We start from the raw sequence: 17,642 nt of genomic DNA on the forward strand, positions 1-17,642 counted from the left end.
GTGCAGTAATGTATGCAGCGGACTGATACTAATAGGCCGAGGGCTTGACCTCATATTAGAGGCAATCTCAGATTTTACTCTTTGTTTGCCATAGTTATTGTTCAGTTTTCAAGGTGTAATCCTGAACAGTGCGTGTTAATGGTGACGAGGGTACACCTGTTCCCATTCCGAACACAGTAGTTAAGCTCGTTTACGGTGACAATACTTGGCTGGCGACGGCCCGGGAAGATAACTCAACGCGCACATAAAAACGCCAATCCGTTAAGGGTTGGCGTTTTGTTTTTGTTAAGATTGGCTCTGACCGCTGGTACAGAACGCATTTTTCTGGTATGATAATATTAAGATTGTATTAAGATGGTGCTGGAGGAATGTGAATGAACAAAATCCTGAAAGAAAAATTGATGGAGTCGCTGTCTTCGGTACTCCCAATTACAGTGATCGTTTTACTGCTTAGCGTTACAGTGGCGCCTATGCCTGTCGGAACGTTGACTCTCTTTTTGACAGGTGCGGTGCTTTTGATTATTGGAATGGCCTTTTTTTCGCTCGGTACGGATGTCTCTATGACGCCTATGGGCGAAGGTATCGGCGCGCAGCTGCCGAAAACGAAAAATCTGGCGATTGTTATCGGTATTACGCTGCTGATTGGTATTTTGATCACGATTGCAGAGCCGGACCTGCAGGTTTTGGCGGAGCAGGTACCATCCATCCCTAATGCCATGCTGATCTGGACAGTAGCGGCTGGCGTCGGCCTGTTCTTCGTGATTGCCATGCTGCGTACCCTGTTCAAGATCCGACTGGCGAATCTGTTGATTATGTTTTACATCGGCGTTTTCGTGCTTTCTATTTTTGTCCCCAACGAATTCGTTTCGGTGGCGTTCGATTCGGGCGGCGTGACGACCGGCCCGATTACGGTTCCGTTCATCATGGCGCTCGGCATCGGCCTGGCCTCCATCCGTGGTGACCGTGACGCGCAGGACGACAGCTTCGGTTTGGTTGCGCTGTGCAGCATTGGGCCGATTCTGGCCGTGCTACTACTGGGGATTTTCTATCGCGGCGGCGATCCCAGCTATACGCCGGTCACAGTGCCGGAGGTGCAGGACACGCAGCAGGTAGCGCTGGTATTCCTGCACGATCTGCCGGAGTATATTAAAGAGGTATGCTCCGCGCTTTTCCCGATTATCATTTTCTGCGCGATATTCCAGCTTGTTTTCCGGCGTTTCCGCCGGCTGCAGCTACAGAAAATCGGCGTCGGCTTTATTTATACTTTTGTTGGGCTGGCACTGTTTCTGACTGGTGTAAACGTCGGTTTTATGCCGGCCGGCCATTTCCTGGGACAACAGCTCGCCGGCGGGGGACATAGTTGGCTGCTGGTGCCGCTTGGCATGCTGATCGGCTATTTTCTAGTCACGGCCGAACCCGCAGTACATGTTCTGAACAAACAGGTAGAGATGATTACAAACGGCGCGGTATCCCAGCGCGCTATGATGCTGAGCCTTTCCATCGGCGTGGCGTGCTCGGTAGGCATGTCCATGCTGCGTGTGCTGACAGGGCTGTCGATTTACTGGATTTTGGTGCCGGGTTATACGGTCGCACTGGGGCTGACCTTTCTGGTACCCAAAATATTCACCGGTATCGCGTTCGACTCCGGCGGCGTGGCCTCCGGACCGATGACGACGACCTTTCTGCTGCCGTTTGCAATGGGCGCCTGTGAGGCGATGGGTGGCAATGTATTGACCGATGCGTTTGGAATTGTGGCGATGGTTGCAATGACCCCCTTGCTTACGATACAAATTCTTGGTATTCTATATAGGAAGAAGCAACGCCTTACCGAAGCGGAGGAGGAACTGCCCGCCGCAGAGGATGAGGATGAAATCATCGTATTACAGGAGGACACGCCGCATGAGTGAGTATCAGCCTCAGATGACGGTACACAGCGCAGTCGAGCTTGTTGTAGCGGTGGTCGATACGGCGCAGGCTGAGAGCGTGTTGCGTGTTTATCGGGAAAATCGCGCGCTGGTCAGCTTTGAGTGCATGGCGCGGGGGACTGCGCGCACGGAAATGCTTGACCTGCTCGGCCTGGGCGAAACATCGAAAGCGATCGTGATGTGTCTTGCTGGGCATCAACTGGCGCAGCATCTGCTGGAACGGCTCGGCTATGAGCTGAAAATGCGTTACCCAGGCCGCGGCATCGCCTTTTCGGTGCCGGTCACAGGAATCGGTGTGCGTTGGCACAAGCTGCTGACACAGGCAGAACAAACGGAGGTGTTGGATATGGACAGAGCGGAAAAGAAGGACGGCTTTGACGTGGTCGCGGTCGTCATGGAGCAGGGGTATACCAATCTGGTCATGGATGTCGCGCGGAAAGCGGGCGCCCGCGGCGGTACGGTGATCTCCGCCCGCGGTATCGCGGAGGATGAGGTTAAGCAGTTTTTCGGCATCGAGATACAGGCGGAAAAGGAGATTGTTTTCCTCGTGGTCAAGAGCGAGGAGAAGCAGGAGATCATGACCGCTATTATGAAAGCGGTCGGCATGAAAACCAAAAGCCACGGCATTGTCCTGTCGCTTCCGGTATCCAACGCGATCGGTTTGGCGGATTAAACCGAACAGAGCGCCTGCACTATATATTGTGTGATATATGGTGCGGGCGTTTTTGCGTCTTCCGGTAGCTTTCCACACTGCGGACACAGCTTTATCCACAGGAGGCAGGCTGTCCACAGGGGATTATTCACATGGTCCACAGGGGGAAAAAGAAAAGATTAGAAAATGCAACAAGAAAAAATGCGGATTTCTTGTGATTCTGCCAAAAAGCCGAAATGGGCTTGACATTGTATAGGGATAGGGGTAAAATATCAAATACAGGCACAATATATGGTGCAGAAAAATGAAAAACACTACGAAATTTAGTGAGCGCCGCAAACGGCGGCGAAAAGGAAAGGGACAGCGAATATGATCCAGCAGATCATCAAAAGGGACGGCCGCCGTGCGCCCTTTGAAATTGATAAGATTGCAAGCGCGATCTTCGGCGCGGCGCAGGCGTCGGGCGGCCAGGACTACGAAATGGCGCGCGATCTGGCCGGACAGGTGGAAAAAGCGCTGGAAGCCGCTGCTGGAGACGAGATCCCTACCGTTGAGCAGATACAAGATACGGTAGAGAAGGTGCTGATTAAAAACGGACATGCCCGCACGGCAAAAAAGTATATCCTCTACCGGAATGAGCGCACACGCGTGCGCGAGATGAACACCAAACTGATGAAAGTGTACGAGGATCTGACTTTCCAATCCTCGCTCGAAAACGATGTCAAGCGCGAAAACGCCAACATCGACGGCGATACCGCGATGGGTACTATGCTCAAGTATGGTTCAGAGGGCGCCAAACAGTTCTATGAGATGTTTATTCTCGACCCTGCGCATGCCAAGGCGCACCGCGAAGGCGATATCCATATTCACGACCTGGATTTTCTGACGCTGACAACAACCTGTTGCCAGATCGACCTATTGCAGTTGTTCTCCGGCGGTTTTTCGACGGGGCATGGATTCTTGCGCGAGCCGAACGATATCCGTTCATATTCCGCGCTGGCCTGTATCGCCATTCAGTCCAACCAGAATGACCAGCATGGCGGACAGTCCGTTCCCAACTTCGACTACTCGATGGCGCCGGGGGTGAAGAAGACCTTCCGCAAGCTGTTCCGCGACAATCTGGCGAAAGCGCTGGAAGTATATGGCGCAGATGAGAACAATGAGGTGGATGCCGCGGCGCTGACCGAACGGCTCGAACGCCAGACCGGCAAATGGGCCTGTCTGGCGGGGAGGAACGGCTATGACGAGGCCCTGACCGCCGCGCTGGGGGAGAACCTTGGCACGGAGGCGGCGGCCAAATGCGTGCGCTTCGCCCGCAAATACGCAGATAAGGAAACCCGTAAGGCCACCTATCAGGCCATGGAGGCGTTGGTACATAACCTCAATACCATGCATTCCCGCGCGGGCGCGCAGATCCCGTTTTCCTCGCTCAATTACGGCACGGATACCTCGCCCGAGGGGCGTCTGGCGACAGAGCAGCTTCTGCTGGCGACCGAGGCGGGACTGGGCAACGGCGAAACGCCGATCTTCCCGATCCATATCTTCAAGGTCAAGGAAGGGATCAATTACAACGAAACCGACCCAAACTACGACCTGTTCAAGTTGGCCTGCCGCGTGTCGGCCAAGCGAATGTTCCCGAACTTCTCGTTCCTGGACGCACCGTTCAACCGCAAATATTACAAGCCCGGCCATCCGGAAACCGAATGCGCTTACATGGGCTGCCGTACCCGCGTGATCGCCAACCGGTATGACCCCACGCGCGAGATTGTCACCGGCCGCGGCAACCTGTCGTTCACGTCGATCAACCTGCCGCGTATCGCGATCCGCAGCCACGGCGATATCGACTGGTTCTTTGAGGATCTCGACCGGAAGATCGATCTGGTATTCGATCAGCTGCTGGCCCGCTTCCGGATACAGGCGGCGAAAAAGGTGCGCAATTATCCGTTCCTCATGGGCGAGGGCGTATGGATCGACTCAGATAAGCTCGGACCGGATGATACGGTGGGCGAGGTGCTCAAGCACGGTACCCTGACGCTTGGCTTCATCGGCTTGGCGGAAACGCTCAAGGCACTGATCGGCAAGCATCACGGGGAAAGCGACGAAGCGCAGAACCTGGGTCTGGAGATCGTCAGCCACATGCGCGAGCGGGTGGATAAGGCGGGCGAAAAATACGGCCTGAACTTCTCCCTGATTGCGACGCCGGCAGAGGGGCTGTCCGGCCGCTTCGTCAAGATCGACCGCCAGAAGTACGGAAAGATCGAGGGCGTGACCGATCGGGATTACTATACGAATTCGTTCCATGTACCGGTATATTATCCGATCTCGGCGTTTGAAAAGATTGTGCGAGAGGCGCCCTACCACGAACTGACCAATGGCGGCCACATCAGCTATATCGAGCTGGACGGCGACCCGACGCAGAATTTGGAGGCGTTTGAGGCGGTAGTCCGCGCGATGAAAGAGGCGGGTATCGGCTATGGCGCCATCAACCATCCGATCGACCGCGACCCTGTGTGCGGCTATACCGGCATCATCGGTGAAACCTGCCCGCGTTGCGGCCGGCATGAGGGCGAGGGCGTGCCGCTTTCCAAGCTGCAGAAGCTCGGCCTTTACAAGAATTTGAACAGTATGACGCTCGGCTACCACGGCGATCCTGCGGAGGAAGCCGACCGTCAGCCCAATACATTGAAAATCGTCAAGGATTGAGAAAGGAAGCGTACGATTATGGAAGAAAAGGTAATGCAGGAGCAGTTGATCGGCGAGGGTGTCGGCTTTGAGCGTATCCGCCGCATCACGGGCTATCTGGTCGGCACGCTCGATCGGTTCAATAACGCCAAGCGCGCGGAGGAGCATGACCGCGTAAAGCACACAGTAGCGTGCTGCTCGCTGGAAGAGGAGCATACGGCGTAATGGAAGGGTCCATACGCATTGCGGGTACGGTCGGGGAGTCGATTGTCGACGGCCCCGGCTTCCGCTATACTCTGTTCACGCAGGGTTGCCCACATCACTGCCCGGGCTGCCACAATCCGCAGACGCACGATTTTGCGGGCGGCAGGGATATGGAGCTAGAAGCCCTGCTGCGCGATATGTGCAAAAACCCGCTGGTAAAGGGCGTGACCTTTTCCGGAGGCGAACCGTTTTGTCAGCCCGAGCCACTGTACCGGCTGGCGGTTGAGCTGAAGAAGAAGGGGAAGCACCTGATGGCGTATTCCGGCTATACGTTCGAAGAGCTTCTGGGGCTGCCCGATCCCTCTGTGAAAAAGCTGCTTTCCCAGCTTGACCTGCTGGTAGACGGGCGGTTTATCGAGGCTGAACGCAATATCGAGCTGCGGTTCCGCGGCAGCGAAAACCAGCGCGTGCTGGATGTCCCCCGGTCGCTTGCAGAGCAAGCGCCGGTCTGGGCGGAGCAATACCGTTAATGAAGAAAACCCGCCTGAAAAGGCGGGTTTTGGTTTGACTTTCAGGCATCGGCGCTGTCCTCAGCCGTTGCTTGTCCCTGCGTCAGCGGCTGGTCGAGCGCACAGACGATATGCGGCATGTCCTTGCCGCGGTAATGCTTGCTGATCTGCTCGACGGCCTGCATCCCGCATTGGGCGGCGACACGCAGAGAGGGCAGGTTGTTGGGGCGGATGGTCGCGACCACACGCACCGCGCCGAGCACGCCGAACGCATAGCGGATGCAGGCACGGGCGCATTCCACGCCGTAGCCCTGCCCCCACAGCTCGCGCCGGACGATATAGCCGATCCCGATCTCAGCCCGCTCTTGGAGCTGCTCGACCAGAGGGCCGGCAAGCGCGACAAGCGCGCCGGTCTGCCGGCTTAGCGCAGCAAAATAACCGCAGCCGTCCTCTCGGTAACGGTGCAGCATGTCGGCGATCCAGTCGCAGACCTCCTCATAGGAAAACGCATGCTCCCAAGCATACATGGTCTGCACATCCTGCAGGATCGGGGCGACAAGGCCAAAATCATCCGCGCGCAGCCGCCGGAAGCGCAGGCGGTCGGACTCGATCTCATAATGCTGAATTTCTTCCATTTGAAAAGCTCCCATGAAAATGGTGCGGCGTTAGCCGCACCATCTTTTTGTTTTTTTTACTTGGTGCCGAAGATCCGGTCGCCCGCGTCCCCCAGGCCGGGTACGATATAGCCGTGGTCGTTGAGCTTGTCGTCGATGGCGGCAACAAAGATCTCGACGTCCGGATGCGCCTTCTGAACAGTTTCGACGCCTTCCGGCGCGGCGATCAGGTTCATCAGCTTGATGTGCTTAACGCCGCGGCGCTTGAGCCCGTCGATCGCGGCGACCGCGGAGCCGCCAGTGGCGAGCATGGGGTCGAGCAGGAGTACGTCGCGCTCCTCGATATCGTTCGGGAGCTTGCAGTAGTACTCGATCGGCTGCAGCGTCTCCGGATTACGGTACAGGCCGATGTGTCCGACCTTGGCAGCCGGAATCATCTCCAGCATACCCTCCACCATGCCGAGGCCGGCACGCAGGATGGGGACCAGCGCGATCTTCTTGCCGGAGATCACCTGTACGCGCGCCTCGGAAACCGGCGTTTCGATTGTGATTTCCTTGAGCGGCAGGTCGCGGGTGGCCTCATAGCACATCAGCATCGCGATCTCACGGGCCGCCTCGCGGAACTCCTTAACGCCGGTGGTCTTGTCCCGCATCAGGCTGAGCTTATGCTTGATCAGCGGATGATCCATTTCGTGAACGGTTGCCATAATCGTTGTCTCCTTTATTCTGAAATTCATTGTTGCCCGGAAAGCCGTTTGAGACGCTCCCGTTCGGCCTGCGGGCGGCGCAGGTAAAAGACATCAAGCGCCTGCGGCGGGCAGGTCTGGCCTGCTTTCAAAAGGGGCAGGGCGGCGGCCGCCACGCCGAAGCCTGTGGGGTACCGCAATTCGGGCGGCGCAAGACGCAGGCCGGGACATCGTTCCTTAAGGGTATTATAACATAGATCGGCCCCGTCTCCAACCAGAAAATACGGCGCTCCGCCGATTTCTTCGCCCAGATCGGCCAGCCGCAGCGCACGGTCGCTGCACAGACGGCGCGGCGCGCCGTTTTCGACCGTGAACAGGGCGTTGTATACCTGTCCGGCGCGGGCATCCATCACGCAGCAGAGCGGGCCACCCAGCACCCGCGCGCCCCAGGCCATCGCTTCCAGCGTGGATACGCCGACGCAGGGCTTGCCCGCGCCGAGCGCAAGCCCTTTGACCGTCGCCACGCCAATGCGTACGCCGGTGAACGAGCCGGGGCCGTGTGCAACCGCGATGGCGTCGATCTCGTCCAAGGATACACCGCAGTTGGCGAGCAGGTCCTCCGCCATGGGCAGCAGCGTGCGCGAGTGCGTCAGGCCGCAATTTTGGAAAGACTGTGCGACCAGCCGCTCATCCTCAATGAGCGCGACGGACGCGCTGACCGCTGAGGATTCGAATGCAAGTATCTTCAAGCGGATACCTCCCCAATCGTGACCGCTCGGTCGTTTTCAGCATTTCCGTACGAAATATGCACGGTTTTATAGGAATCCGGCAAAATATCGGCCGCGTTTTCGCTCCATTCGATCAGCACAATGCGATCCCCGCCCAAATATTCGTCAAAGCCGATCTCGATCAGCGCCTCGCTGTCTAGGATGCGGTACAGGTCGAAATGCGCCACACGCCCGGCGGGCGTGTCATATTCGTTGGCGATCGCAAAGGTCGGGCTGGTCACACGGCCCTTGTATCCCAGACCGCGCAGCACGCCGCGCGTGAACGCGGTCTTTCCCGCGCCCAAGTCGCCGGAAAACGCGACCACGTCGCCTAGGCGCAGCGACCGCGCATATTCCGCGCCGAGGGCTTCGGTCTCCTCGGGGGAGTGGGTGATATATTCCATCAAAACACCTTTTCTATACATTCTCTAACTATCATACCACGGCGGGACGCAAATGGCAAGGCGCAGGCCGGCGCGGCGCTTTGCCGGAATTTTATGCGCACCGCACTGCGGATTTAACACAGGGGTGCTATACTGGAAGCGAAAACAGGGGAGGGGAACGGCATGAGCTTCAAAAAGGCAGAAATCGCAGGAGTTAGCCTGCTCGCGGCGGCGTTGGCGGTGCTTCTGTATACCGCGGTTCGGCACGACTGGCCCGCATGGGAAACGCCGTGGACGATCGGGGGCGCCCTTCTGCTGGCGGTCGCGGGTACGGCGGTGCTGCTCGCCGGCTACCGCTGCCCGTACTGCGGCAAGGGGCTGAAGTTCGGCGCGCGATACTGCACGCATTGCGGCTCCTCGCTCGAGGACTGCGGCCGCATCCGGCGGGACCATGCGTCGCCCGCATCGGCAAAGCTGGCACGCGGCCATGTGTGGGCGGCACGCCTGCGCTGGGCGCTTTCCGTGTCGGTGTTTCTCGCGCTGGCGTGCAGCCCTTATGCTGCCTGGGAGCGGCCGGCGCTGGCCGTGCTGATCGGCAGCTATCTGCTGGCCGAAGTCGGCATCGCGTGCCTATGGATGAGATGCCCGCACTGCGGGAAGCCCCTGAACGGCGGGGAGGAACACTGCCCCCGCTGCGGGGGGCGGCTGGAGAGGTAAACGGTCACAGCCGCACGGTTTCGGTGGCGATCTTTTCGCAGAATGCGCGGTCGTGCTCGACGAACAGCAGTGTGGGCTGGTACGCGAGCAGGAGCTGCTCGATCTGCATGCGGGAAAATACGTCGATATAGTTGAGCGGCTCGTCCCACAGATACAGGTGCGCCTGCTCGCAGAGACTGCGGGCAAGCAGCACCTTTTTCTTTTGCCCGGCGCTGTAATCCGCCATATCCTTTTCAAACTGCACGCGGGCAAAGTCCAGCTTGCGCAGGATGGAGAGGAACAACGTGCGGTCCACGCTGCAGGCATCGGCATAGCCAGTCAGGCTGCCGGAGAGGAAGGACGCGTCCTGCGGCACATAGGACACGGTCAGCCCGCTGCCCAGCCGCACTGTGCCGGTGTGCGGGATATCCTGACCGGCGATCAGCTTGAGCAGGCTGGATTTGCCGCTGCCGTTTCGTCCGGTGAGTGCGATGCGCGCGCCGCGCGTCACCGCAAGGCGCACGTCCGCGACGACCGGCGCGCCGCCGTACTGCACGGCCACGTCGGTCAGCTCGGCAAGCGCCTGCGCGCGGTAGGAGAGCGGGTGGAGCTTTAAATCGTCCACGCGCTCGACGTTGTGCAGCAGCCCCGCCTTTTGCTCCACCGCATCCAGCCGCCGCGCTTCCAGCGACTTGGCGCGTTGCATCATCTTGGCTGCCTTGTGGCCGATATAGCCCCGATCGGGACGCAGGCCGCTGTTGCGCGCGTGCTTTTCGGACTCGGTCCGATCCGACCAGCGGGCGGCGCGCTTGGCCGCTTCATCCAGCCGCCGGATATCCGCGCGTAAGCGCTCGTTTTCAGCCAGCTCAAAAGCGTCTATTTGTTCTTTATTGGAGAACCAGGACGAAAAATTGCCTTTTTGCAGCGAAATATCCGATTTATTGATCGAAAGGATGTGATCGACACAGCCATCCAAAAACGCGCGGTCATGCGAGACGAGCAGGAAGCCGCGCTTGCTTTTCAGGTAATCCGCCACCAGCGCGCGGGCTTCCGTGTCCAGATGGTTGGTCGGCTCGTCGATCAGCAGGAAGCGGTTTTCGCGCGCAAACAGCAACGCGAGCAACAACCGCATCTGCTCGCCGCCGGACAGCGAGCGGAACGGCCGGTACAGGATCTCGTCCGAAAGCGCCAGCCGGTACAGCTCGCGCGCGAGCCGCCAGTATTCGTAGTCCGGCTGCACGTCCTCGACCACACCGATTGCGTCCTTGCACGGGTCGGGGATGGGAAAAGGGAAATAGTCGCACGGCACGGTGGAGCGGACCGCGCCGCCGCAGGGCAGCGCGCCTTGGAGCAGCCGCAGCAGCGTCGTTTTGCCGCGCCCGTTGCGGCCGACCAGACCGAGCCGCCAGTCGGTGTCCAGCCGGAGGGAAACGTTCTCAAAGATAGCGTCATAGCTGCCCTCATAGGCAAAGGTCAGATTGGAAATTTCGATGACAGACATAAAAATGCACCTCCTACGCATGAAAAACGGTGCAGGACGACGCAGACCGCTTCCCACGCGCAAAAAGGCGCAGAAAAAGGCGGCAAAGACAAAATAAGCGCTCCTGCAAGCGGGTGCGGCAAACCAAAGCGGTCTGCCAGCCCAATGAATCCTGCAAGAAGAGCTTATTTCATCCTTCCACCTCAAATCATTTATTAACGGGGTCAGTATACCGCATTCCGCGCGGCTTGTCAAGCAAAAATGCCAGCCGGCCGCTTGCGCGGCCGGCTGCGCCCGTTCAGGGCTGCTGCTTGGGAAAGTCCGGATGCAGGCCGGACCAGCCGAACTGCGGCAGGGTGAGGATGCGATCCATATCCGCGTCCGATATCGTAAAATCGAAAATGTCGAGATTGGCCGCCATACGTTCCGGCGCGGAGGACTTGGGCAGCGGCAGCACGCCGCGCTGTAGGGCAAAGCGGAGGCAGAGCTGCGCGACGGACTTCCCGTATCCGGCCGCCAGCTCGCGCAGGAACGGATCGTCCAGCACGCGCGTGCGGCCGAGCGGACTCCACGCCTCCGGCAGAATGCCGTGCGCCTTGCAGAATTCGACGTTCCAGGTCTGCGGGTAGCCCGGATGGAATTCGATCTGATTGACCATGGGCGCGACCTCCGCGGTTTCCATCAGGCTGCGCAGGTGGTGGGGCAGGAAGTTGCTCACGCCGATCGCGCGAACGCGGCCCGCATGGTATAACTCCTCCAGGGCGCGCCAGGTGCCGCGGTCAAGCTCGGCCCACTCCGCGGAGAGGTCGTCCGGACGCGGCCAGTGGATCAGGTATAGGTCGAGGTAGTCTGTGCCGAGCTTTTCCAGAGAACGCTCGAATGCGTCGAGCGCCTGCCGGTAGCCCAGCTCGGTCTTCCACAGCTTGGAGGTTAGAAAAAGCATGCCGCGCGCCGCGCCGCATTGTTGGAGGGCGCGCCCCAGCTCGGCCTCGTTGCCATAAAAAGAAGCGGTGTCAAAATGGCGGTAGCCCGCGCGCAGAGCATTTTCGACGACTGCGGCGCTGTCGCAGTCCGCAAGATAAGTGCCATATCCAACGGCGGGAATAGACACACCGTTGGATAACGTAAAGTTTTCCATCATTTACACATCCTTGTCAGCAGAGGGTGGGTATGCTACATTGTAACAGGTTCAGTATATCATATCCTGTGGCGGAAAAAAAGATTTTTACACTTTGGAAAGAAGCAGGAGAAAATGCATGCAATATTTTTTTCACTGCAGGGGTCTAATAGGCAGAAAGGAGGAGGGAACGATGAGGGAAATCACAGCCCCGCCCTCTATGAGGGAGGCATTCGACCTTGACCATGCTATGGTGGCTTATGGCACCGACCTGTTGCGCCTGTGTACCCTGTACCTTGGCGACCGCACGCTGGCTGAGGATGCAGTGCAGGACACTTTTTTCCGCGCGTGGCGGTCAGGCGGCTTTCGCGGCGAGAGCGGTGAAAAAACGTGGCTGACGCGCATTGCGATCAATGTGTGCAAAAGCTATCTCCTGTCGCCATGGCACAAGCGCCGCGCGGACGGCGAAGCGCTTGCCGCCCTGCTGGCCGATGCGTCTGACGGGGCGGATGACACGCTGATTCGTGCGGTGCTGTCGCTCGCACCCAAATACCGAGCAGTCGTCCTGCTGCACTATTATGAGGGCTACAAGGCGCGTGAGATCGCACAGCTTCTGCATGTGCGGACGAACACCGTAGTTAGCCGGCTCAAACGGGCCAGGGAACAGCTTAAACCCATGCTGAAGGAGTGGTATTATGAGGAAAATATTTAGAGAAGAATGCAATTCCGCCTTGCAAAACGTAACATTTGACAACCGTCAACAGAAGGCGGTGCGCATGCGCGTAGAACGGTGCCATAAGCCGCGGCGCAGAATGAGAGGGATGGTAGCGGTTGCAGTTGCGGCGGCGCTGACGTTTTCCGGGGCATTTGCAGTACAGGCTGTACGGGATAACATCCGGAATACCATGGCAAGTTGGGAGGATACGCATACGGGAACCGCGCTGGGGCTCAGTCAGTCGGACGCAGGCCTTACAGTTACGCTGGATGAAATATACGGGGACACATGGTATGTCTACCTTAAGGGGACGGTAGCCAGTGAAACAGAAAAGACGATGCGGGTGGATAACTGGACGAACCGTTCGGGAACGCAGTATGCCGATGCGGGTTTTTGTGACTGGGAGTTTACCATACCCGACCAGAAAACGCAGCTATCACATGGCAGCAATATAAGTTTCCTTAGCGTTAACGGGCAGGAGGATGCTCCGTTGGAGTTCCTGATTCGGCTGAGCGCAACGGATTTTGCGCTGACAGGCGAGGCGTCTGCTTTGTTTAACGGCTTTTGGTATGAGGCGGATGGCGAACTGCAAGAGTTGGACGGATGCTGGGAGTTTACTTTCCCAGTGGATCGCAACGATGATGGGGAGACATTGCTGGTCGGTAAATCCATTCAGACGGATGCTGGTACGGTGACCTTGGACTGCCTGCAATTTTCCGCGCTTGATATATCGGCTGAGTGGAGCGGCGCAAATGAAGCGCTGTTCGGCTGGGATCAGAGCAATACATATCTGCTGCTGAAATCAGGGGAACGAATCGGATGCCAATCGGCAGGTATTGAGGATGAGAATGGAGAAAAGACCCGAATGGAATTTGCACCATTTAATAATGGCCTCGGTCACATCTCTGCTGACGATGTGCAGGCAGTGGTGTTCGCCGGGCAGGAAATACCGGTTACATAACATAAAAGCCGCCCCATTGGGGCACCCTCCGTAAGGAAGGTGCCCCAAGCGGCTTCGTATCTCAATTAAATGTTGTTGTGTGAATGCGGTATGGCTTTGTGGCTATGCCGTTTTTGCCTTTAAAAAAGACTTTTTACTGATGTGTTCTTGAAAGTATTCTTCCATTTCTTCGGCTGTCGGCTCTCGAATAATGCCAACACCGTTGTAATGGATTGCAACTTCTTGATAACGCTTGCCGTCCTTGTATTCGGGTGCGGATACCACAATTTTCTCGATAAACTCGTGTACCAATTCGGAAGTAAGTGCTTCAAGACGGGTAACTCGCTTTGCTTTGTCAATGAATCTCTGTAAGCCTTCGGTCTTGACTTTGGCGTTTTCAAGTTCATCTTCCAAAGCAGGAATACGGTCTTTCAACTCGCTCTGCTCATTTTCAAGCGACATCGACATTGTCGCAAAACGCTCGTCACTGATTTTGCCCGTTGCGTTATCTTCATAGAGCTTTTGGATAATTCCGTCAATTTCCCGAACACGCAGCTTTGACTTATCAAGTTCCCTGCGCTTTTCAGCAAATTCTTTCTTTTGTTTCTCGCCAAATTCCGCTAACTGCCTTTGTGCGAATAACTTTTCGTAACTCTGCACATACCACAGTACTCTTTGCATACTCTCAAGCACAAGCTGCTCCACGACTTTCTCACGAATATAGTGGGCAGAGCATACATCAGAGTTTTTGCGGTAGGCCGAGCAGAAGAAATAGGCTTGCTCCCGCTTGTAGTTATTGGTTACGCTGTAATACAGTTTTTCTCCGCAGTCGGCACAATAAAGCAATCCCGAAAACATACTGACAATCCCACTTTTAGTAGGTCTGCGGCGGTGCTTGCGTAATTCCTGCACCAACTCAAAGGTCTCACGGTCGATGATTGCAGGGTGGGTATCGGGAAATACTTTCCATTCATCTTTCGGTTTGTCGAGCTTTTTCTTCATTTTGAAAGACTTACGGTAAGTTCTAAAATTGACTGTATCGCCGCAATACTCCTGCTTGTCAAGAATCCCAGATACCGTATCCGCTACCCAGCCATACGGAATGGTGGGCGGCTTACTGCATTTTCTGCCGATACTGTTCCAATATTCCGTAGGAGTAAGCACCTTTTCAGAACGAAGCTTTTTAGCTATCTGTGTCGGTCCAAGTCCTGATACACAGAGGTCAAATATTCGTCTGACAATCTTTGCAGCAGGCTCGTCCACAATCCACTCGTCCTTATTATCGGGACTTTTCATATACCCGAAAGGCGGATTTGTGGTCAGCGGTTTGCCTGACATACCCTTGCTCTGCATCACCTTGCGCACCTTATCGCTGGTGTTCTTTGCGTGCCACTCATTGAATAAATCCTGCATCGGCACAATATCGCTGATACCTTTTTCGGTATCGATGTTGTCCATTATGGCGATATATCGAATATCCAAACGGACAAAATCTTCTTCCAAAAGCTGACCGACAACAAGGCGGTTTCTGCCAAGTCGGGAATGATCTTTGACAACGATAGTCCCTATCATACCCTGTTCGGCAAGCTCCATAATCTCCATAAATGCCGGTCTTGTAAAGGTGACACCCGAAAATCCGTCATCATAGAAGAAACGGGGATTTTGCAGCTTATTGTCCTTTGCGTACTTTTCGAGAATTGCTTTTTGATTTTGAATACTGCCCGATATTCCTTCTTTCTCATCATCACGGGAAAGCCTTGCATACAGGGCGGTAATTCGTTTATCTGACTGTTTTGTGTTCATAGTTCTCCTTTCCGCAGCCAGATATGATATGATTTGTAGGTATCCTTATCATACCATATCTGCCGCTAAAATTCAACGCTTTAATGCGGTACAGTAAAAATTTCACAACTTATTCAAGATAATTCGCTGTGCTTTTTCCTGTAAACTCTCGTTTGCGGTTCTGTTAAAATGACTGGATACGGAATAGACCGTGTTGCCGATTTTCATATCAAAGTTTATGGAATATGGATATTGGCTTTTGCGAAACCAGTTCAGGCGTTCTGCCTTTGTCATAGCGGCAAGCATATCCGTTATCCCGTCAATCAGTTCGTGGATTTCTTTGCCGTCATCTACGGTGTTTCCGTATTCGTCAAGATAAAGAATATCTGTCATCGTTCAAAATTCTCCTTCTTTTTCGGCTTTGATTTTCGTGCAGGGACTGTCAAATCCCACGGGGAAGACTTCATTTCCTTTTCGGGCGGCTTATGGAAAATGCCCTTATCCTGCTCAGGTGCGGTTTTTCGGAGGGATTTCAGGATACCGTCAATAAGGTTTTTGACCTTTTGGGGAGCAGCCTTCAACGCTTCCAGATACGGTCTGCATTTTTCCTTCAGTTCCGCAAGCTCTGCTTTTAGGGATTTTACCTTATCAGACAGAAACCGATTGTTGCTCTCCAAAATCTGAACGGTGCGCCTGTTTACAAGGCACTCCTTTGCTAAGTTGGAAAGATAGCCGTAATCTTCTGCCGACATCTGCACCTTGCCTGTCAGCGTTTTCTTCCCCATAGCGTCTATGATTTCCGCACTTGCCCGCACAGGCAGTATAGTGGATAATTCCTCGTCCGCAGACGCAATCTTTTCCTGTATTTGGGCAAGGCGTTCTTTATCCTTGTCGATCTGATATTGTAGGCTGGTTTTGTTCTCGGCGGTACTGCCACGCTCTCCACGGACAAAATCATTAAAGCCTGCATTCTGCATATGCTCAAAAAATTCGTCCTGCAAAATGCTGTAGGTGGGGACAAGGACTGCTTTTCCACGCTCGTCATAGAGAGGATTGCCCTGCTCGTCCACAGCCTGCGGAGATTTCCATTTCTTCGAGTGGCTGACCTGCTGAACGACCTCTTTGACCGTGCCGACCAATTCAGGATTTTTACACCGCTTCGTCCATAACACTTGCTTTTCTACCACAGGCAATGCTACAATGTGCATATGGTAGTGGTAAACCGGCTCACCGTACTGCTCGGACAGGGCAAGATTGACTTCATCGGCGTGCATAACAGCAGATAGGATATTATCTTCGCCGTACACCTTTACGGCAAACCGATAGGCTTCGGCGTAAAACCGTCTGGCATATTCATAGCCGCCGTGGGTTTCAAAGTAGTCGGTGTTGACATCTAAAATCATCTCGTCAAAGATTTTAGCGTCCTTTTTCAGACCACGAAGCGTCACTTTACCGTCAGAGACCAGCCTATCGAGGGTTTCGTTGTAGGTCAGAGCGCCGCAGGATTTGAAATGCACATTCATAGGCGTTCGGGACAGGTCAACATTCATATTGCCGTAATGCTCGTTCTTGCGTTCGTTGTGGCGTTCGTATTTGCCGATGGACTCCCTTGTGCGGGTTTCCACCCTTGCCACGCTGAAATTCTGTCTTGACATTTTTCTCACTTCCTTTCTGTTTCGGGTTGTATTTCTTTCTCCCAATGGGGAGGATATGTTGAGGTTGGCGGTCTTTGTTACGCACCTTTTCAAAGTGCGTAACCCACTATGACACTTTCAGCCTTACGGCTGCAAAGCTGTCAGTGGGCTCTCCGAGGGGCAAAGGCACTCTTTGAAAAGAGTACCTCTGCACTCCTCAGAAACTTCAAGCACGCTGTACGCATAAGACCGATGTAACGCATGATACGGTCAAAATTGGGACTGCCGTATAAAAGCATTCAGAACGATATATACAAGTCTGAATAGCCTTGCGACAAGCGGACTTCAACCCGCAAAAGCGTTACATACGAGATACACCGTTCTACTCGAATGTCGTTCCTACCTCTGTTTTTCAGCAGCGTTGTCTTGCTCATATCATCGCAAAATCATATCCCATTCGGACGGTCATTCAGTTGTAAACGGCAAAACAAAAAAAGCCGTTACACAGACACCAAAAATCAACGGGAGCTTTGCTCTCGCTTCAAAATGATGTTCTATGTAACGGCTTTGAAATTCAAAACCATACTGTTTTCATGCCCCATCCGCCGCTGACAGTACAAAACAGCTTTTGACGGCGGGCAGCGGTATTTCCTCTTAGCATACCGCAGGCATTGGGTGGCTTGCGCCGCATTCTCATCATAAGAACATTAGATATTCAGTTGAAACTCCCCAAAAAGAGTATTTATTATATATCGCAGAATAGGTGTTTGTCAAGACCAAAACTTATTATTTTCCCCCGATTTAGAAAAATTATTCGTGTCAGTCTTGACAATTTGCCCTCTATTTGATATCATTA

General features: G+C 55.0%; 16 protein-coding genes, 1 rRNA gene and 1 pseudogene. 9 read left to right on the top strand and 9 right to left on the bottom strand.

Annotated elements, in window-relative coordinates:
• The first annotated feature begins 128 nt into the window (after nucleotides 1–128).
• The 6 genes and pseudogenes from rrf to nrdG all read left to right on the top strand — a co-directional run bounded on the left by rrf (nucleotide 129) and on the right by nrdG (nucleotide 5,993).
• Nucleotides 129–245: ribosomal RNA gene (gene rrf / locus H8S45_RS06220) — 5S ribosomal RNA — on the top strand.
• Between the two features lie 129 nt (nucleotides 246–374).
• A complete protein-coding gene (locus H8S45_RS06225) occupies nucleotides 375–1,907 on the top strand; it encodes a DUF1538 domain-containing protein (RefSeq protein ID WP_107631858.1) in 1,533 nt (510 codons plus the stop codon).
• Nucleotides 1,900–2,598 (top strand): P-II family nitrogen regulator, encoded by a 699-nt coding sequence (locus tag H8S45_RS06230; RefSeq protein ID WP_147574308.1) that lies wholly within the window; start codon nucleotides 1,900–1,902, stop codon nucleotides 2,596–2,598. The genes H8S45_RS06225 and H8S45_RS06230 overlap by 8 nt, the downstream gene beginning before the upstream one ends.
• Nucleotides 2,599–2,946: 348 nt before the next feature.
• Nucleotides 2,947–5,280 carry an anaerobic ribonucleoside triphosphate reductase gene (locus tag H8S45_RS06235; protein WP_054327059.1) on the top strand — a complete coding sequence of 778 codons (2,334 nt, stop codon included), beginning with the start codon at nucleotides 2,947–2,949 and terminating at the stop codon, nucleotides 5,278–5,280.
• 60 nt (nucleotides 5,281–5,340) lie between these two features.
• Nucleotides 5,341–5,484 (top strand): annotated as a pseudogene (nrdD, locus tag H8S45_RS06240) (anaerobic ribonucleoside-triphosphate reductase); the annotation flags it as partial.
• Entirely contained in the window at nucleotides 5,484–5,993 is a 510-nt protein-coding gene (gene nrdG / locus H8S45_RS06245; RefSeq protein WP_054327061.1) for an anaerobic ribonucleoside-triphosphate reductase activating protein, read from the top strand. The pseudogene nrdD and the gene nrdG, both read left to right, overlap by 1 nt.
• A gap of 41 nt (nucleotides 5,994–6,034) precedes the next feature.
• Here the strand turns inward: nrdG and H8S45_RS06250 are convergent, their stop codons facing one another.
• From H8S45_RS06250 to tsaE, 4 genes are read right to left on the bottom strand one after another with little or no spacing between them, the layout of a single operon-like run.
• Nucleotides 6,035–6,607: a GNAT family N-acetyltransferase gene (locus H8S45_RS06250; protein ID WP_054327062.1), complete on the bottom strand. Its 573-nt coding sequence runs from the start codon at nucleotides 6,605–6,607 to the stop codon at nucleotides 6,035–6,037.
• 56 nt (nucleotides 6,608–6,663) lie between these two features.
• Entirely contained in the window at nucleotides 6,664–7,293 is a 630-nt protein-coding gene (upp, locus tag H8S45_RS06255; RefSeq protein ID WP_147574309.1) for a uracil phosphoribosyltransferase, read from the bottom strand.
• A 26-nt stretch (nucleotides 7,294–7,319) separates the two neighbouring features.
• Nucleotides 7,320–8,021 carry a tRNA (adenosine(37)-N6)-threonylcarbamoyltransferase complex dimerization subunit type 1 TsaB gene (gene tsaB / locus H8S45_RS06260; protein WP_054327063.1) on the bottom strand — a complete coding sequence of 234 codons (702 nt, stop codon included), beginning with the start codon at nucleotides 8,019–8,021 and terminating at the stop codon, nucleotides 7,320–7,322.
• Nucleotides 8,018–8,443, bottom strand: a complete 426-nt coding sequence (tsaE, locus tag H8S45_RS06265; RefSeq protein WP_054327064.1) for a tRNA (adenosine(37)-N6)-threonylcarbamoyltransferase complex ATPase subunit type 1 TsaE — start codon at nucleotides 8,441–8,443, stop codon at nucleotides 8,018–8,020. The genes tsaB and tsaE overlap by 4 nt, the downstream gene beginning before the upstream one ends.
• Nucleotides 8,444–8,605: 162 nt before the next feature.
• Between tsaE and H8S45_RS06270 the strand changes: the two genes are divergently transcribed.
• Nucleotides 8,606–9,139 carry a zinc ribbon domain-containing protein gene (locus tag H8S45_RS06270; protein ID WP_054327065.1) on the top strand — a complete coding sequence of 178 codons (534 nt, stop codon included), beginning with the start codon at nucleotides 8,606–8,608 and terminating at the stop codon, nucleotides 9,137–9,139.
• 4 nt (nucleotides 9,140–9,143) lie between these two features.
• Here the strand turns inward: H8S45_RS06270 and abc-f are convergent, their stop codons facing one another.
• Nucleotides 9,144–10,619 carry a ribosomal protection-like ABC-F family protein gene (gene abc-f / locus H8S45_RS06275; protein ID WP_147574310.1) on the bottom strand — a complete coding sequence of 492 codons (1,476 nt, stop codon included), beginning with the start codon at nucleotides 10,617–10,619 and terminating at the stop codon, nucleotides 9,144–9,146.
• Nucleotides 10,620–10,896: 277 nt separating this feature from the next.
• Entirely contained in the window at nucleotides 10,897–11,739 is an 843-nt protein-coding gene (locus H8S45_RS06280; RefSeq protein WP_307718894.1) for an aldo/keto reductase, read from the bottom strand.
• Nucleotides 11,740–11,908: 169 nt separating this feature from the next.
• On the opposite strand from H8S45_RS06280, the gene H8S45_RS06285 reads away from it, so the two are divergent.
• Nucleotides 11,909–12,427 (top strand): sigma-70 family RNA polymerase sigma factor, encoded by a 519-nt coding sequence (locus H8S45_RS06285; protein WP_242977945.1) that lies wholly within the window; start codon nucleotides 11,909–11,911, stop codon nucleotides 12,425–12,427.
• Nucleotides 12,411–13,391 (top strand): hypothetical protein, encoded by a 981-nt coding sequence (locus H8S45_RS06290; RefSeq protein ID WP_147574311.1) that lies wholly within the window; start codon nucleotides 12,411–12,413, stop codon nucleotides 13,389–13,391. Before H8S45_RS06285 ends, H8S45_RS06290 begins: the two co-directional genes overlap by 17 nt.
• Before the next feature lie 102 nt (nucleotides 13,392–13,493).
• Here H8S45_RS06290 and H8S45_RS06295 read toward each other — a convergent pair whose 3' ends face one another.
• From H8S45_RS06295 to H8S45_RS06305, 3 genes are all read right to left on the bottom strand, one after another.
• Entirely contained in the window at nucleotides 13,494–15,173 is a 1,680-nt protein-coding gene (locus H8S45_RS06295; protein ID WP_054327069.1) for a recombinase family protein, read from the bottom strand.
• 102 nt (nucleotides 15,174–15,275) lie between these two features.
• Nucleotides 15,276–15,545 (bottom strand): transposon-encoded TnpW family protein, encoded by a 270-nt coding sequence (locus H8S45_RS16240; RefSeq protein ID WP_054327070.1) that lies wholly within the window; start codon nucleotides 15,543–15,545, stop codon nucleotides 15,276–15,278.
• A complete protein-coding gene (locus tag H8S45_RS06305) occupies nucleotides 15,542–16,786 on the bottom strand; it encodes a plasmid recombination protein (protein ID WP_330603153.1) in 1,245 nt (414 codons plus the stop codon). Before H8S45_RS06305 ends, H8S45_RS16240 begins: the two co-directional genes overlap by 4 nt.
• Between the last annotated feature and the right edge of the window lie 856 nt (nucleotides 16,787–17,642).

Origin of the sequence: Agathobaculum faecis (assembly GCF_014287995.1) — a bacterium.
GTDB classification, from domain to species: domain Bacteria; phylum Bacillota; class Clostridia; order Oscillospirales; family Butyricicoccaceae; genus Agathobaculum; species Agathobaculum ammoniilyticum.

Excerpts from the sequence above, each read along its gene's own strand:
- H8S45_RS06225 (WP_107631858.1), top strand. The coding sequence starts at position 375 with ATGAACAAAATCCTGAAAGAAAAATTGATGGAGTCGCTGTCTTCGGTA.
- H8S45_RS06230 (WP_147574308.1), top strand. The coding sequence starts at position 1,900 with ATGAGTGAGTATCAGCCTCAGATGACGGTACACAGCGCAGTCGAGCTT.
- H8S45_RS06235 (WP_054327059.1), top strand. The coding sequence starts at position 2,947 with ATGATCCAGCAGATCATCAAAAGGGACGGCCGCCGTGCGCCCTTTGAA.
- nrdG (WP_054327061.1), top strand. The coding sequence starts at position 5,484 with ATGGAAGGGTCCATACGCATTGCGGGTACGGTCGGGGAGTCGATTGTC.
- H8S45_RS06250 (WP_054327062.1), bottom strand. The coding sequence starts at position 6,607 with ATGGAAGAAATTCAGCATTATGAGATCGAGTCCGACCGCCTGCGCTTC.
- upp (WP_147574309.1), bottom strand. The coding sequence starts at position 7,293 with ATGGCAACCGTTCACGAAATGGATCATCCGCTGATCAAGCATAAGCTC.
- tsaE (WP_054327064.1), bottom strand. The coding sequence starts at position 8,443 with ATGGAATATATCACCCACTCCCCCGAGGAGACCGAAGCCCTCGGCGCG.
- H8S45_RS06270 (WP_054327065.1), top strand. The coding sequence starts at position 8,606 with ATGAGCTTCAAAAAGGCAGAAATCGCAGGAGTTAGCCTGCTCGCGGCG.
- abc-f (WP_147574310.1), bottom strand. The coding sequence starts at position 10,619 with ATGTCTGTCATCGAAATTTCCAATCTGACCTTTGCCTATGAGGGCAGC.
- H8S45_RS06280 (WP_307718894.1), bottom strand. The coding sequence starts at position 11,739 with ATGATGGAAAACTTTACGTTATCCAACGGTGTGTCTATTCCCGCCGTT.
- H8S45_RS06285 (WP_242977945.1), top strand. The coding sequence starts at position 11,909 with ATGAGGGAAATCACAGCCCCGCCCTCTATGAGGGAGGCATTCGACCTT.
- H8S45_RS06290 (WP_147574311.1), top strand. The coding sequence starts at position 12,411 with ATGAGGAAAATATTTAGAGAAGAATGCAATTCCGCCTTGCAAAACGTA.
- H8S45_RS06295 (WP_054327069.1), bottom strand. The coding sequence starts at position 15,173 with ATGAACACAAAACAGTCAGATAAACGAATTACCGCCCTGTATGCAAGG.
- H8S45_RS16240 (WP_054327070.1), bottom strand. The coding sequence starts at position 15,545 with ATGACAGATATTCTTTATCTTGACGAATACGGAAACACCGTAGATGAC.